The following is a 15,803-nucleotide window of genomic DNA, read 5'->3' as shown; positions in this document are numbered from 1 at the left end:
CACCCGTCCCACCAAGGGAGAGGTACGCCATGCACATCGCCCCCGAAACCCGGCCCGAGACCCGCCCCGAGAATCCGGACTTCACGCTGTCCGGCATGAGCGCATCCGACCTCGAGCAGTGGCTCACCGACCGCGTGGCCTTCCATCTGCAGCGGCTGGCCGACGAGATCGACCCGACCACACCGCTCGCCGACTACGGCATCGACTCGGTCGCGGCGATCGGCATCTGCGGCGAGATCGAGGAGCGTCATCGGCTGCCGGTCTCCGCGACGATCGCCTACGACTTCCCCACGGTCCGTGCGATCAGCGCACATCTGGCCGAACGCCTCGCCGACGCCGAGAGCAACGGCAACGGCAACGGCAACGGCGGAGGGTTGTCATGACTGGGCCCGAACCGGTCGCGGTCGTCGGCCTCGACTGCCGCTTCCCGGGCGCCCGCGACCCCAAGGAGTACTGGGACCTCCTGATGGGAGGCCGCGACGGTACCCGCCGCGTCCCGAGGCAGCGCTGGGACGCCGACCGCTACCACCTGGCGCCCCCGACCGGCCCCGCAGGTACGTCCGAGGCCCGGCCGCCCGGCCGCAGCAACACCGTGCGCGGAGGCTTCATCGACGATCCGGACGCCTTCGACCCCCAGTTCTTCGGGATCTCACCACGCGAGGCAGGCGCCATGGACCCGCAGCAGCGGCTGCTGCTGCAGTGCGCCTGGCGCGCCATCGAGGACGCGACGGTCGCCCCGGAGGACCTGGCGGGCACCGCGACCGGAGTGTTCGTCGGAGTCATGGCGAACGAGTGGGCGTATCTGCAGTTGTCGGACTACGACAGGATCACCGCCCGCTACGGCTCCGGCAACGGCTACTTCATGGGCGCCAACCGGGTCTCCTACCACCTTGATCTCAAGGGCCCGAGCCTGGCGGTGGACACGGCCTGCTCCTCGTCGCTCGTCGCCGTCCATCTCGCGGCCGGCGCACTGCGCGCGGGCGAGTGCGACTACGCCCTGGCAGCGGGCACCAACCTGATCATGACGCCCGTCATCAACATCTTCTACGCCCAGGCCGGCCTCTCGGCGCCGGACGGACGGTGCAAGCCCTTCAGCGCCTCGGCCGACGGGATCGGACGGGCCGAGGGCGTCGCGGTGCTGGTGCTGCGCCGGCTCGGCGACGCCCTGGCCGACCGCCAGCCGGTGTACGCCGTGCTCAGTGGAAGCGGCGTCAACCAGGACGGGCGCAGCAATGGGATCACCGCCCCCAACCGCTGGGCCCAGCAGCAACTCATCGAGAGCGTATGGCAGTCGGCCGGGGTCACCGCGGACGACATCCGCTACGTCGAGGCGCACGGCACCGGCACCCTGCTCGGCGACATGATGGAGGCGCAGGCGCTCGGTCACCTCGCCGACGGCCGGGGCGCCGGGAGCATCGCGTTGGGTTCGGTCAAGGGCAACTTCGGGCATGCCGAGGGAGCGGCCGGGATCGCCGGGCTGGTCAAGACCGTGCTCGCCCTGCACCACAGGACCGTGCCCCCCAGCCGCTTCGCCGACGACGAGAATCCGGAGCTCCAGCTGGCGCAGCGGCGGCTGTCGCTGCTCAAGTCCCCGCTGCGGCTTCCGTCCGGCACCGTGCACGCCGCCGTCAGCAGCTTCGGAATCGGCGGCACCAACGCGCACGCGGTCCTGTCCTCCGCACCGCGTGCGACATACCGGTCCGGCGACAGGGCGCCGGGGGTGTTCACCCTGTCCGCCCGTTCCGCGCGGCAGCTGCGCCCCAACCTGCTGGCCCAGGCCGCGGCCCTGGCCCGGCAGCCCGAGGACCGGCTGGCGCAACTGTGCTGGACCAGCAACCGGGTCAAGTCCCGGCTGCCGCACCGGGTGGCCGTCGCCGCCGCGGGTCTGCCCGAGCTGGTGGCGGGGCTGCGCGAGGCGGCGGAGCGCCCCGACGGCGACGGGCCGGCAGGCGGGCCGCGGCGGACGGTGCCCGCGGTGGCGTTCGCCTTCACCGGGCAGGGCGCACAGCACCCGCGTATGGCCGCCTCCTGGTACGCCGCCTCCCCCGTCTACGCACGGCTGTTGGACGAGATCGACAAGGTCCTCGCCGGCCACCTCGGTCTTTCGGTGCGCGACGCCGTGCTCGACGGCGACCCGGGTATCGACCGTACGGGCCTGGCCCAGCCCGCGCTGTTCGCGGTGGAGTACGCGATGGCGGGCACTCTCGTCGAGGCCGGGATCAGACCGTCGTTCGTCATGGGCCACAGTGTCGGCGAGTTCGCCGCCGCGTGCACGGCCGGAGCGCTCGACCCCGGGGACGCCGCCAGACTCATTGCGCGCCGCGGCGCCCTGATGGAGGCTCTCCCCGACGGAGGCGGCATGCTCGCCGTCCCGCTGGCCGCCGCCGGTGTGGAGGAACTGCTGGGCGAGCGTACGGAGCTGTGTGTCGCCGCGGTCAACGGCCCGGACAGCACCGTGGTCGCCGGCGATGTCGCCGAACTGGACGCGCTGAGAGCCGCGTTGGCCGACCGTGGCGTGGCCTCGCGGCCGCTGGCCGTCTCGCACGCCTTCCATTCGCCGCTGATGCGGCCCGTTGTGGAGGACTTCCGCCGTGAGGCGGACGTGCCGGTGCGCCGGCCCACAGTGCCGTTCTTCTCGACCGTCTACGGGCGCCGGCCCACGGATGACGAGCCCCTGGGCGCGGACTACTGGACGAGGCAGATCACCGCGCCGGTCCGGTTCGCCGAGGCCGCGGAAGCCATGTTCGCCGCCGGAGCCACCCACATCGTGGAGATCGGCCCGCGCGCCACCCTCACCCCGCTGCTCGCCCGCCTGAAGCCGGACACGGGCCGACCGGTGAGCTGCCACGCCGCCCACCCCGGGCACCGCGCGCCGGGGCACCGGCTGCACCAGCTGCTCGGGGAACTGTGGTGCGCCGGCCTCACCCCCGACTGGGACGTGCTGTACGAGGAGGCGGACCGGGTGCCACGCCGACTGCCGCCGTACCTCTTCGACGACACCTTCCGCGCCTGGCGCTCCGCCGACACCCCGGAACTGCCCGTGTCCCCTTCCCCCGCCACGGACGCGGCAGCCGCGGTACCGCCGACGGCGGGCCGCGGAGAATCGTGCCCGCCGACCCCTGCCGGTGAACCACCGCACCCGGTTGTCGAGGTGACGCACCGTCTGGTGTGTCAGGTCGGCGGGCACGAACCCTCCCAGGTGCACAGCCGGGCGCGCCTGCACGAGGACCTGGGCTTCGACTCGATCCAGGTGATGGAGCTCAAGACCCGTATCGAGAACGAACTGCCCCAGCTCGGCAGTCTCCCGATCGAGGACCTGCTCGCGAGCCTGGAGACCGTGGGCGACCTCACCCGCCATCTGAGCGACCGGCTGCTGACCCCGTCAGCACCGGAAGGAGCGCACTCATGACCGTCCCCACCGCACATCTGGTCTCGGTCGGTACCTGCCTGCCGGGCGAACCGGTGGACAACGCGACACTGGCCAAGCTCGTGGGCGTCGACGAACGGTGGGCCGAGATGTTCATCGGCAACACCAGCAGGTACTTCGCCGTCGACCTGGCGACCGGTCATGTCCGGCACAGCCTCGCCGACATCGCCGCGACGGCAGCGGACCGGGCCCTGATCCAAGCGGGCCTGGACGGCGGGGACATCGACTGCATCGTCATGGGCACAGCCACCCCGGACCAGCTGATGCCCGCCACCGTGAACCTGGTGGCGGACCGTCTCGGAATCGACAACGTCCCCACCTACCAGCTCCAGTCCGGCTGCGCCGGGGCCGTTCAGGCGCTCGACGTGGCCCGCACCCTGCTCCTCGCGGGGCGCTGCGCGACCGTGCTGGTGATCGGCGGCGATGTGTGCGCCAAACACCTGGAGACGGACTTCGACCCCGGCTCCCGTACATCCGCCGAACTCGTCAACTACGTGCTCTTCGGCGACGGAGCCGGGGCCGCGGTGCTCACCGCGGAGCCCCTCGGCCACGGCATCGAGATCCGCCAGGTGCTCAACCGGCTGGTGGGCCTGGGCAAGAAGCCGGGTCAGGTCATCGACTGGTTCGGACTCGGGGACCGGCACAGCGACCGGACGGTGATCTCCGAGGACTACAAGGCCATCGAAGCCGCTGTGCCGGGCCTTGCGGCCCAGATGTTCTGGGAGCTGATCGACGACCTCGGCTGGGCGGCCGATGAGGTGGACTACCTCCTCCCGCCTCAGCTGTCCGGCCGGATGAGCGACCGTATCTCCGCTCAGATGCCCGCCCCGGACGCCCTGCGCATCAACGTCGTACGCACCGTGGGCAACAACGGCAACGCCCTGCCGTTCCTGCAGCTCGCCGAGCTGACCGAGCAGTGGCAGGGCCCCGGGCGCGCCGTCGCGGTCGCCGTCGAGTCCAGCAAGTGGATCAAGTCCGGCATCGCCCTGGAGCGCAGATGACCACCACGGAACACACCACCGCACCCACGACGGCAGCCGGCACGGTCGCTCCCACGGGCCAAGGCGGCACATGGCGGGACCCGGGGGCGCTGCGCGCTCTGCGCAGCGGGTACGCCGCCGGCCGGCTGGAAGCCGAGTACGGATCGGTACGCGCCCTCCTCGCCCGCTTGCCGGAGAGCGATCTTCCCGCCGCGGGCCAGCTGCTGGCCCGTCTCGACCGCGAGGCGGTCCTCCGGCTCCATCCGGACCTGCCGGTCGTCACCGTCGCCGTCACCGGCCAGTCCACGGTCGCACCGCTCGTCGGCCCGCTCACCGCCGAACTCGCCCGGCACGGGCTGCTGCTCGACCCGGTGGTCTCCCCCTACGGCTCGTATCTGCGCGACCTGCTGGGGCCCGCGGAGCCGGGCGACGGGGCCCGGCAGCCCTTGCTGACCCTGTGCCTGCTCGACCCGCACACGGTCTTCGAGCAGGTGCCCGTGCCCTGGGGGGTCGAGGACGTCGAGGCCGCGGCCCGGGACAGGCTGGCTCTCCTCGGCAAGGCCGTCGGCGCCCACCAGGACAGCGGCCGGGGGCTCTTGGTACTCAACACCGTGCCGCTGCTGCACCACCACGCCCACCAGTTGATCGATCTGCGCTCCCGGGCCCGGCTGGGCGCGGTGTGGCGCGAGTTCAACAGCGGGCTGCTCGCCCTCGCCCAGCAGCACCCCGGGGTGATCGTCGTCGACCTCGACCCGCTGGTGAGCCTGGGCACGGCCGCGTACGAGCCACGCACCGGCCTGTACGCCAAGGCCAGGCTGGCCGAGGGGCTGCTCACCGGCTACGCGAGGGAGGTCGGCCATCTCGTCCTGGGCCGCCTGGGCAGGACCCGCAAATGCCTGGTGCTGGACCTGGACGGCACACTGTGGGGCGGCGTGCTCGGTGAGGAGGGCCCGGACGGTATCGAGCTCGGCGGCGGCTTGCGGGGGGATGCGTTCCTGGAGTTCCAGCGAGTACTCGTCCAGCTCGGCTCGCAGGGCGTGCTGCTCGCCGTGAGCAGCAAGAACGACGACGGCGCGGTGCGCGAGGTGTTGCGTGACCACCCTTCGATGCTGCTGCACGAGGACGACTTCGTCTGTGTCAACGCCAACTGGTCGGCCAAGCACGACAATCTGCGCGACATCTCCGAGCGGCTGGGCCTGGGACTCGACAGTTTCGTCTTCGTCGACGACAGCCTTTTCGAGTGCGGTCTGGTCAGGGAGCAGCTGCCCGAGGTCGCCGTGGTCCGCGTCGACCAGGAGCCGGCCCTGCACGCGTCCGCGCTGCTCGCCGACGGCTGGTTCGACCTGCCCCAGCTCACCCAGGAGGACCGCGAACGGACGGGCCGTTATCGTACGGAGGCCCGGCGGCAGGAGTTCCGCGAGGACGTCGGCTCCTACCAGGACTACCTGGACGGGCTCGGAATCGAGGTCACCGTGCGGCCGGCGGCGGCGTCGGAGACAGCGCGGGTGTCCCAACTGACCCTGCGGACGAACCAGTTCCACCTCGCGACCGAGCGCATGCAGGTTCCTCAGGTGCTTCAATGGGCCGCGCTCCCGGGCCACAGCGCACTCGTGGTGTCCGCCCGCGACCGGTTCGGCGACCACGGTCTCGTCGGTGCGGTGTTCCTGCGCCGCGACGCTGAGCAACTGCACATCCACAACTTCGTGCTGAGCTGCCGGGTCTTCTCCCGGGGCATCGAGAGCGGATGCCTGAGCGCGGTACTGGGCCATGCCCGCTCCACAGGCGCCCGCGGCGCGACGGGCCGTTATGTGCGCACGCCCAGGAACGCCGCCTTCGCCTCCCTCTACACGGACCACGGCTTCACCCCCGCCGGGCCGGACCCGGACGATCCCGACGCCGCCTTCTTCCACCACGACCTGCGCGGCCTTGCCCCCGCCCCCGCCCATCTGCGCGTGCACACCACCTTCGAGGGAGACCGGACATGACCACCGCCATCGCCGACGCCGCGGCGTTCTGCACCCTCCTGGAGGAGGAGCTCGGCCTGCACATCACGCCGCAGGACCTCGACCGCCCCCTGGACGACGTCCCCGAATGGGACTCGGTGCACCTGCTGCGCCTGGTCACCGTCGTGGAAAACCTCATGGGCCGGAGCGTCTCGGTGGCCGGACTGCTGGAAGCGGCGACCTTCCGGGAGATGTACGACGTGGTGGTCCGCTCATGACGACCGCCGCCTCGGCTCCGACGGCCTGCCTCGTCCGGGCGCCCCGCGAGGACGCCCGGCTGCGGCTGTTCTGCTTCCACCACGCGGGCGGCGGGGCCTCGTTCTTCGCCCCGTGGCCCGCCCGGGTGGCGCCCGGAATCGACGTCCTGCCGGTGCAGCTGCCCGGGCGCGAGTCACGATTCCGCGAGCCGCGCTTCCACGACGCCGGGGCCCTGATCGAGGTCCTCGAGCGCGAACTCGCCCCGTGGCTGGACCGGCCGTACGCCCTCTACGGGCACAGCATGGGCGCCTTGGTGGCCTTCGCCCTGGCGGCGGCCCGGATGCGGGGCGGGGGCCGGGCGCCGCTGATGCTGTTCGTCGGCGCCTACGCTGCCCCGCACCTCACTCCGCCGCTGCCGCCGGCCGACCGGTACACGGACGCGGAACTCGCCCGCTTCCTGGTGGACATCGGAGGGCTGAACCCGCAGTTCCTGGGCCGGGACGACTGGTTGCGGGCCCTGTTGCCGATCGTCCGGGACGATTTGCGGATCTGTGCCGGCCACCGGCGGGCGGGACTTCCCGATCCGGACGACGACACGGCGCGGCTCCCCCTCGACATCCATGCCTTCGCCGGTGAGGACGACCGGCTCGTGGACCCGGACGCCGTGCGCTCCTGGGAGCGGTACGCCCGGCGCTTCCGGATGTCCACGGTGCCGGGCGGCCACTTCTTCCCGCGCGAGCGGCCCAGGCCCTTCTTCGACGTGATCAACCGCTCGTTGGCCGGGCTCGTCGCCGAGCCGGGCGGACGACCCGGGGAACCCGGGTGATCCTGCGTGCTATCTCCTCGGCGTTCTTCTCGTACCTGGTGCGCTGGTCGTGGATGCCGGGCATGACCCACAGCGGGCGCTGTGAACCGTCCGCGAAGACGAGCCCGTCGGTGTCGGGCCGCACGCCCGTCACGGTCAGCGCGAACGGCTCGAGGTAGTCGATCTCGTTGTCGGCGGTGAGGCGGAAGGGGCGGTCGTGGCCGGGGTAGATGACATCTGCCAGATCAAGGACCCGTTCGATGCTGCGTGATGCCTGCTCGGCGTCCCAGAAGACGAGGGGGTTGCGGCGTGTTCGGGCAACGTAGGCGAAGTGCAGCGCGTCACCGGTGATCGCGCTCCGCCCCTCGTCGGTGTCCACCAGCACCCCGATGCTGCCGGGCGAATGCCCCGGCAGGCCGACGGCGGTGACGCCGGGAATGATGTCCTCCCCGTCCGCGACCTCGCGGACGGGGAGTTGTTCGAGCAGCAGTCCGGTCCACGCGGGGGTGGCCCAGTCGTTGGTGTGCGGCGTGTGGGCGTACCGCCGCTCGTCGGCGTGGATGAGGAGGGTCGCCTGCGGGAACAGATCGATGTTCTGTACGTGGTCCCAGTGGGCGTGGGTGAGCACCACGGTGTCGATGTCCGCCGCCGTCAGCCCGCGGGCGGCGAGCGCGTCCCACAGGTGGGGCCGCCGTCCGACGTGCGCGGCGTCGACGAGGATGTTCCGGCTGCGCCCCGCGGCGTCGGTTCCGCGGACCAGGAAGACTCCGCAGAAGGCGGGATAACCCTGGTCGGTGTCGATGGCGAAGCCGGGCAGGAGAATGTCGATCGTCGGCATGGAACTCCCTTGTCTCTGGCTGCTGTCGGTGGACGGTTGTCCGTTCTCAGTGCTCCTCGGCGCCGAGGGCGGCGCGGAGCCCTTCGAGGCTCTGGGGGTTCACCAGGGTGGACAGGTCACCGAGCGGATCGCCGGTGACCCAGTCGCGGATCAGTCGCCGCATCACCTTTCCGTTGCGGGTCCTCGGCAGTTCGGGCAGGGCGACCACGCGACCGGGCCGGAAAGCGTGCCCGAGCGCCTCGGCGACGCGTTCGCGGATCCGCTCGGTGTCCGCCGCGGTCAGCCGCCCGCGGGAGGGGACCACGAAGCACCAGAGGGCTTCACCCTTGACGCGGTGCGGCACTCCGACGGCCGCTGCCTCGGCCACGGCGGGGTCCCCGAGGACGGCTTCCTCGACCTCGGCGGGCCCGAGCCGCTTGCCCGCCACCTTGATGACGTCGTCCACCCGGCCGTACAGGAACCACTCGTCGCCGACACGGCAGGCGAGATCGCCGTGGGACCAACTGCCCGGCCGCCGGCTGAAGTACGTGTGCGCGAATCGCTCCGGCGCCCGCCACAGTCCACGGGTCATCCCCGGCCAGGAGCGCCGGACCACCAGCTCGCCGAGTACTCCCCCGGCGACCTCGGCACCGTCCGCGTCCACCACGGCGGCGTCGATGCCCAGGCACGGGCCGGCGAAGCTGCAGGGCGACTGCGGCACGGTGGGGGAGGACCCCAGGAGCGACCCGCCGACCTCCGTACCTCCGCTGATGTTGATCACGGGGCAGCGCCGGCCGCCGAGTTCCGCGAAGTACCAGTGCCAGGCCTCCTCGGTCCAGGGTTCTCCGGTGGAGCCGAGGATCCTCAGCCGGGAAGGGGCCGGCGGAACGGTTTCCCTGGTCATCAGCGCCCGCGACAGACTGGGTGAACTGCCGAAGACCGTGACCCGGTGGTCCTCCAGCAGCCGCCACAGCCGGGCGGGGTCCGGATGGTCGATCGCGCCTTCGTACGTCAGGAGGCAGCCGCCGGCGAGGGTGCAGCCGATGGCGACGAGCGGAAACATGATCCAGCCCGGGTCGGTGACCCAGAAGGCGACATCGTCCGGGCGGACGTCGAGGTTGTATCGGACCTCCGAGCCGACCTGCAGCGGAAAGCCGCCGTGGGTGTGGACCGCGCCCTTGGGGCGTCCGGTGGTACCGGAGGTGTGCATGAGGAGGAAGGGGGCGTTGCCGGGGAGCGAGAGGATCTCGGCGGGCTCCGCCGCGGCCAGCCGTTCCCAGGGGGTGGCCGCCGGCCGGGCCGACGGCGGACCGTCCCCCCACTCCGCCGTCGGCTCGTCCGTGGAGTCACCCTTCGAGTCGGCCGTCAACTCCGGGGTGACGACAACGAGATGGTGTACCGCGGGCACCTTGTCCGCCGCTGTACGGGCGACCGACTCCATGTCGTGGCGGGCGCCGCGCCGGGTCGTGGCGGCGACGGTGACGAGCACCGGCGCCTCGGCGTCGGCCAGCCGTACGGCAAGCGCCTCGGAGCCGAAGCCGGAGAACATGGGCACCAGTACGGCTCCGATCCGGGCGCAGGCGAAGAGCAGCACAAAGGCCTCGGGACCGGGTGGCAGATAGGCCGCCACCCTGTCCCCCACCTCCACGCCGAGGCCGCGCAGCCCGGTGGCGACCCGGGCGCTCAGCAGCGCCACCTCGCCGTAGCCGAGCCGGCCGCCGGACCCGTCCTCGCGTTCCCAGCGCAACGCGACGGCGTCACCGCGCCCCTCCCGTACGTGGCGTTCGAGGCAGGAGTCGACGAGATTCGTGCGGCCGCCCGGGAACCAGCGCGTCGCGGCGATGCCCCCGCGGTCGTCGCAGATGCGCAGCGGCGGTTCGTGCCAGACGATGCCGATGTCACGAGCGGCGTGGGCCCAGTACCACTCGGGGTCGGCGACGGAACGGCTCTGCAGCTCGCGGTATCCGTCGATGCCGTGGGCGCGGCAGAAAGCGGCGACGTTGCTGTGCTCGGTCAAATCGCGGCTCGGGGACCACACGTACTCGCCTCCCATCAAACACTCTCCGGGTTCTCGATCAGCGCGGCGATGCCCTGGCCACCTCCGATGCACAGGGCGATCACGGCGAACCGCCCTCCGCTGCGGCGCAGTTCGTGCGCGGCCTTGAGCAGCAGGATCACGCCCGTGGCGCCGATGGGGTGTCCGAGGGCGATCGCCCCGCCGTTCGGATTGACCCGGTCGGGCTCGAGCTTGAGGTCGTCCATCACGGCCAGGACCTGAGCGGCGAAAGCCTCGTTGAGTTCGATCAGCTGGACGTCGTCGAGGAGGAGGCCGGTGCGCCGCAGCAGTTTCCTGATGGCCTCGGCGGGCGCGAACCCCATGATCTCCGGTTCGAGAGCGGTGACGACCGTGTCGCGCAGCCAGCACAGGGGGACGGTTCCGTGGGCGAGATCGGCACCGCGCATCAGCACCACGGCGGCGGCACCGTCGTTGAGTCCGGCCGAGTTCCCGGCGGTGACGGTGCCGCCCTCGGCGAACGCGGGGGCGAGCGCGGCGAGTTTCTGCGGAGTCGTGCCGGGCCGCGGGTGTTCGTCATGCTCGACCGTGCCGTCCGGCGTGATCACGGGCACGATCTGATCGGCGAACCGGCCGTCCGCAAGGGCCGCGGCAGCGCGGCGCTGGCTCTCGGCGGCCCAGTGGTCCTGGCGCTCCCGGGAGATGGAGAACCGTCCCGCCACGCACTCGCCCGTCATACCCATCGGAACGTGCGCGAACGGGTCGGTGACCAGCGAGACGGTGCCGTCGATCCTGTGCTGCCCGAGGAGTTCGTCGGGGGCCCTTTCGCTGTAGTCGAGAAGCGGCTGACGTGTCATCGACTCGTTGCCGCCGGCCACCATGATCTCGGCATCGCCGAGGGCGAGTGTCTGTGCGGCGGACCAGACGGCCTGGATGCCGGATCCGCACAGCCGGTTGACGTTGTAGGCGCGCACATGGACCGGCAGTCCGGCGGCGAGGGCCGCTCGCCGGGCGTTGAACGCGTCCGGCCCCACCTGGCCCACACAGCCCAGGACCACTTCGTCGACGGCGTACGACTCGACGCGCGCACGCATGAGCGCTTCCTGGATCACCAGGGCACCGAGCCGGTGCGCGGGGACCGAACGCAACGCGCCCCGGTACCGGCCCACGGGCGTACGGGCCCCTTGGACAACGGCGATGTCGGACAGCATCAGATGTCACTCCTTCGCTGGGTGCATAGCAACAGGGCGTCCCGGTCGGGCCGGACGAGGAGCATCGAGACCACACCGCCGGTGATCAGCAGCCAGGCCGCGAGGTCGAAGGCCAGGCCGTATCCGAGCGCCTCGCTCGGCGCCGCGTCGATGATCCGGCCGGTGACGTACGGCGCGAGCAGACTGGAGAGGGCGGCGAGCGCGTACGACAGGCCGAGGGCGGCGCTGCGCCGCCCCGGCGGGCAGATGTCCGCGATGGCCGAGTTGGTCAGCGGCGTCTGCCCGTTGCCGGCGGAGAAGGCCACCACCAGTGGCAGAAGGAGGGCGACAGGCCCCACGCGGGTGGTCAGCAGCAGGCACGTTCCGGCGAGCAGGGGCAGCAGTGCGCCGAGCACCCCTTGGGCGACCCGGGCGCTGGTACCCCGGCGCAGCAGCCGCTGGGCGACGACTCCGGCCGTGAGAACGAGGACGGCCGTCGCCAGTGCGGGCAGCCCGACGATCCCGCCGATCTGCGCGTCGCTGAATCCCGCCTGTTGCTCCAGGAACAGTGGCAGCCAGGCGAATCCGAGGGCCAGGGTCCACATCACCGTGAAAGCGGAGACCGTGGCCCCGACCCAGGTTCCGGTGGTGACGATGCGCCGGAAGGGCACCTCGGCGTCGGTCGTGCCCGGGACAGCGCCGGCAAGGGCATCCCCGGCCTGAACGGCGGCGTCCACGCGTGCGGCGTACGGTCCGCTTCCGCCGAGCCGCAGCCAGACGATCACCCAGAGGATCCCGATCGCGCCCAGCAGACCGAAGGCGGCGCGCCACCCGAGGGTGTTGCTGACCAGGATGACGAGGGGGGCGGCGACAATGGTGCCGCCCGCACCGCCGGCGACCACCACGGCGGAGGGCAGCGACCGCTGCTTGCCCGGGAACCAGGTGAACGCTGTGTAGTTGGCCAGCGGATACCCCGGTCCCTCGCCCGCGCCGAGCACCACACGGGTGGCGACGAGTGCGCCGAAGCCGGCCGCGGGCAGCAGAATCGGGAGCTGTGCCGCGGCCCAGACGAGCGCGAGTGCGGCGAGCAGCGGCCGGGCACGGATCCGGTCGCCGAGGAAGCCGACCGCGACGGCCGAGACACTGAACAGCAGGTAGAAGCTGCTGGCGACGGTACCGAACTCGGTTGCGGTGAGACCGAGATCGTCCCTGATCGGGTCCGCGGTGAGGCCGAGTACGGCCTTGTCCGCGGCGTTGATCACGATGAAGAGCGCCAGCACGACCAGGACGGTGCGGGCGCGGCGGCGGGTGCCGTCGGCCGTGCCGTCGGGGTGCACCTCGGCTTCGAGACCCATCACACGCCCGGACGTTCGTTCAGCCGGTGGAACGCCTTGTCGTCGAAAAGTAACGTCATCAGGAGCCCTCCCAGCAGAACGGAACGGCACCGTTCCGAAGCATTGTGCGGAACGTACACGCGGGGCCAACGGAACGCAACTGTTCCGTTCCGTGTTAATCTACGATCATGGACACAAGCTCTGACAGTGATCTCGTCCGCCCCGCCACCGGCGCCGCGCTCCTGCGGGAGTCCGTGACCGGGACGATCCGGCGGGCCGTGTTCGAGGAACTGGCAGAGTCCGGCTACGCCCGTACGTCGATGGAAGCCGTGACCCGCCGCGCCGGCGTCGGCAAGGCCGCGCTCTACCGCCGCTGGCCTTCCAAAGAGGCGATGGTGGTGGGCCTTGTGTCCGAGGTAGCCGCCGAACACATCCCCACCACGACCGACTCGGGGTCGTTGGAGGCCGATGTCGATAGGTTCGTCAGGCAGACCATGAAGGCGCTGCGGCATCCGCTGGTGGGCAGGATCATCCCCGATCTGCTGGCCGAGTCGGCTCGCAACAGTACGTTGCACGAGGCCCTTCACCACTCGGTCCTCGAACCCCGTCGCGTGGCCGTCGCGACGCTCCTGCGCAGGGCCATGGAGCGCGGCGAACTGCCGCCCGACATCGACACGGGCCTCGCCATCGATCTCTTCGGGGCCCCGCTGTACTTCCGCATGCTGGCCGTCGGCGGGCCGACCGACGACGGCTACGTCGCGCGCCTCGTCAAAGCCATCGTGGCGGCCGTCACCGCCGGCCGCTGACCGCGCCCACGCCGCCGTGCAGGTACGGGTCGAACGACAACTCCCCCGCGCGGCTGGTGGGTTCATCCCGATGAGCCGGCCGTGATCCGTCCTGCGATCCCTGTAGGCGCGTGGGCCGAGGGGGGGCCGCGTCCGCGAGCCGCCCCCTCGGCCGGAGCCGTCAGTCCGTGGTGACGGCCCGGACCGCCTCGGTCAGGACCTTCCCTCCGTCCTGACCGGACATCACCAGCCGTGGCAGCCAGGGTCCTTCACGGTCGTAGGTGTGGGTGACGGTCGCCTCGCTCGTCTCCTGCTGCGTACCGTCGCCGAAGTACCAGTGGTAGCGGTATCCGGCGGCGGGTGGTTCGCCGTCCACCGTCACCGACATGCGCACCTGAACGCCGACGCGCGCGCTCTGCGGGACATCGAGCTGCACCCGGGGTCCCTGGCGGGGAAGCTCGAACCACTCGCGGACACTCGGATTGAGGAGAAAGGCGTCGGCGTACTGCCGGGCGCCCGCGATGTCCGGATGGGCGACGGCCGCCGTCAGACACTGCGCGGGAGTCGGGCTCAGCTCGGGGCAGGCCCGCGTCCGCAGCGGGAACGCCGGATCGGTCACCGGAGTGCCCCAGACCTTGGGGTCCCGGGCGAGTACGGCGTTCTCCACGGTGAACAGGCCGTCGGCCGCGACGGCGTACGGGCCGTCCGTGGATGCCTCGTTTGCGGCGGTCGCCGCCTCGTGGTAGGCGGCATTGGCCAATTGCGTGTACTGCTCATACCGTCCGGCCACGCCGCCCAGGGCCCCCTTGCAGGAGGCCAGCCGCGCCCCGGTGACCCCCGGGACCGAGCAGTTCTTCACCGGAACCGGAGAGCTGCTGCGGCTCAGCGCGTAGTAGAAGTCGGCCACGATCACCTTCGGCCGCCCCGGCAGGGCATGGGCCTTCTCGATCGCCGCCCGCATCCCGCGCCCGCCGTATCCGACCTTCGCGCCGCTGAAGTAGGGCACGTCCCTGGCCGGGTTCTCCGCCGCCGCGCCGATGCCCGAGCACTCGCGCTTCACCGCCTCGGGCAGGTTCCTCGAGCCGGGGGTGATGCCGACGCCGATGCCGAAGAAGGGATCGAGGTCGTTGATGCACCCGTTGAGCACGACCAGATCGAGACCGTAGCCTCCCGCCCGTGCCTGCGCGCCCGCCTGCTCCAACTGGCAGAACACGTCCGGCATCTGCTGGGTGACCTCGCCGAACTCCATCTCCCCGTCGCCGTCCGGGTCCTGCTGGTGAGTCCTGCGCAGGCAGGCCGCGTCGTCGTTGCCCGCGGGCAGCTCGGGGGCATCGAGCACCGCGCCGGAGATCGAGTAGTCCAGGTGCTGATGGCCCCGTCCGGTCTCACGGCCGAGCAACCGGCCTGTCAGGTAGGGAAATTTCTGGTCGTGGTCCAGGCCCTGTCCCCAGACGACGGAGTCACCGACGGACGCCACACGCACCGGGTCGCAGCCCCGGCGTACGGTGTCCCGCCACACCTTGCCGTAGCGGCCGGGCGGATCGCCGTCGGGCGAGGCGGCGATACGGGCGTCGAACCGCAACTCGGTCTCGGCCGCGGGCACCCGTTCGAAGGGGATGCTGAACTCCGCCGTGCCCGCACGCGCGGCCATCGCGAGACGCCCGCCGGCCAGCTGCTCCTCACCGGCACGCACACGCCATTCGACGGTGGCTCCGGCCTTCGCCGCGGCCGGGTCATAGAGCTGCACCCGGCCGCGTACTGCTCCGCTGCACACAGGATTCGGCGTCAGATCCACATCGAGGACGAGGGGGAACGCGGATCCCGGCAGGGCGGAGGTCTGCGCCGCGGCGGGAAGCCCTCCGAGCAGCTGACCGAGGACCACGGCGGCCGCGCCGGCCGCTGCGGAAGGCCTCACCGCCGACGAGCGACGGGCCGCCCCCGACCCCCTCACAGCGGACCCCCCACCGCTGTCCCGCCTTCGCGCAACGCGCAGCACCCAAGTAAATCTCACGCCGACTCCCCTGTTTCACATGCCACTTCGGTCCGCGCGGCATCCACAGAACCCCGCACCGTCAGTGATCATGACAGGCAGGAAACAACCATGATCCGCGAGCGGGAGCCATACGCGGTGAAACTGATCACTTACCCGCAGTCACAGGGCAGCCGGGGTCGTCGTACGCCGGGTTCTCCGTCGCGCGGTCCACTCGTGGACGGACGAGACCGCATGGACCATCCGGAGCCCGCCCGCCA

General features: G+C 71.5%; 12 protein-coding genes. 7 read left to right on the top strand and 5 right to left on the bottom strand.

Going from position 1 to position 15,803, the window contains the following annotated elements:
- Window positions 1-29: 29 nt before the first annotated feature.
- From ACFYWI_RS23175 to ACFYWI_RS23150, 6 genes are read left to right on the top strand one after another with little or no spacing between them, the layout of a single operon-like run.
- Window positions 30-383 carry an acyl carrier protein gene (locus ACFYWI_RS23175; protein ID WP_389235751.1) on the top strand — a complete coding sequence of 118 codons (354 nt, stop codon included), beginning with the start codon at window positions 30-32 and terminating at the stop codon, window positions 381-383.
- Window positions 380-3,409, top strand: a complete 3,030-nt coding sequence (locus ACFYWI_RS23170; RefSeq protein ID WP_389235748.1) for a type I polyketide synthase — start codon at window positions 380-382, stop codon at window positions 3,407-3,409. The genes ACFYWI_RS23175 and ACFYWI_RS23170 overlap by 4 nt, the downstream gene beginning before the upstream one ends.
- Window positions 3,406-4,428, top strand: coding sequence for a 3-oxoacyl-ACP synthase III family protein (locus ACFYWI_RS23165; RefSeq protein WP_389235745.1), 1,023 nt, complete (start codon window positions 3,406-3,408; stop codon window positions 4,426-4,428). Before ACFYWI_RS23170 ends, ACFYWI_RS23165 begins: the two co-directional genes overlap by 4 nt.
- Entirely contained in the window at window positions 4,425-6,392 is a 1,968-nt protein-coding gene (locus ACFYWI_RS23160) for an HAD-IIIC family phosphatase (RefSeq protein ID WP_389235742.1), read from the top strand. Before ACFYWI_RS23165 ends, ACFYWI_RS23160 begins: the two co-directional genes overlap by 4 nt.
- Window positions 6,389-6,628: an acyl carrier protein gene (locus ACFYWI_RS23155; protein ID WP_389235739.1), complete on the top strand. Its 240-nt coding sequence runs from the start codon at window positions 6,389-6,391 to the stop codon at window positions 6,626-6,628. The genes ACFYWI_RS23160 and ACFYWI_RS23155 overlap by 4 nt, the downstream gene beginning before the upstream one ends.
- Entirely contained in the window at window positions 6,625-7,434 is an 810-nt protein-coding gene (locus ACFYWI_RS23150) for a thioesterase II family protein (RefSeq protein WP_389235736.1), read from the top strand. The genes ACFYWI_RS23155 and ACFYWI_RS23150 overlap by 4 nt, the downstream gene beginning before the upstream one ends.
- Here the strand turns inward: ACFYWI_RS23150 and ACFYWI_RS23145 are convergent.
- From ACFYWI_RS23145 to ACFYWI_RS23130, 4 genes are read right to left on the bottom strand one after another with little or no spacing between them, the layout of a single operon-like run.
- Entirely contained in the window at window positions 7,373-8,251 is an 879-nt protein-coding gene (locus ACFYWI_RS23145; protein WP_389235733.1) for an MBL fold metallo-hydrolase, read from the bottom strand. The two genes, ACFYWI_RS23150 and ACFYWI_RS23145, sit on opposite strands and share 62 nt — an antisense overlap.
- 46 nt (window positions 8,252-8,297) lie before the next feature.
- Complete coding sequence (locus ACFYWI_RS23140; protein ID WP_389235730.1) at window positions 8,298-10,247, bottom strand: AMP-binding protein; 1,950 nt, start codon at window positions 10,245-10,247, stop codon at window positions 8,298-8,300.
- A 35-nt stretch (window positions 10,248-10,282) separates the two neighbouring features.
- On the bottom strand, window positions 10,283-11,455 hold the full coding sequence (locus ACFYWI_RS23135) for a thiolase family protein (RefSeq protein WP_389235727.1): 1,173 nt from the start codon (window positions 11,453-11,455) through the stop codon (window positions 10,283-10,285).
- Window positions 11,455-12,789, bottom strand: a complete 1,335-nt coding sequence (locus ACFYWI_RS23130) for an MFS transporter (RefSeq protein WP_389236040.1) — start codon at window positions 12,787-12,789, stop codon at window positions 11,455-11,457. Before ACFYWI_RS23130 ends, ACFYWI_RS23135 begins: the two co-directional genes overlap by 1 nt.
- A gap of 167 nt (window positions 12,790-12,956) precedes the next feature.
- Here ACFYWI_RS23130 and ACFYWI_RS23125 point away from each other — a divergent pair, with 167 nt between their 5' ends.
- Window positions 12,957-13,574 (top strand): TetR/AcrR family transcriptional regulator, encoded by a 618-nt coding sequence (locus ACFYWI_RS23125; protein WP_389235724.1) that lies wholly within the window; start codon window positions 12,957-12,959, stop codon window positions 13,572-13,574.
- A gap of 160 nt (window positions 13,575-13,734) precedes the next feature.
- On the opposite strand, the gene ACFYWI_RS23120 is transcribed toward ACFYWI_RS23125, so the two are convergent.
- Window positions 13,735-15,468, bottom strand: a complete 1,734-nt coding sequence (locus tag ACFYWI_RS23120) for a PKD domain-containing protein (RefSeq protein WP_389235721.1) — start codon at window positions 15,466-15,468, stop codon at window positions 13,735-13,737.
- Window positions 15,469-15,803: the final 335 nt, after the last annotated feature.

Source organism: Streptomyces sp. NPDC002889 (genome assembly GCF_042888425.1).
Lineage (GTDB): Bacteria > Actinomycetota > Actinomycetes > Streptomycetales > Streptomycetaceae > Streptomyces.
This window is presented reverse-complemented; position numbering and strand designations above follow the sequence as displayed.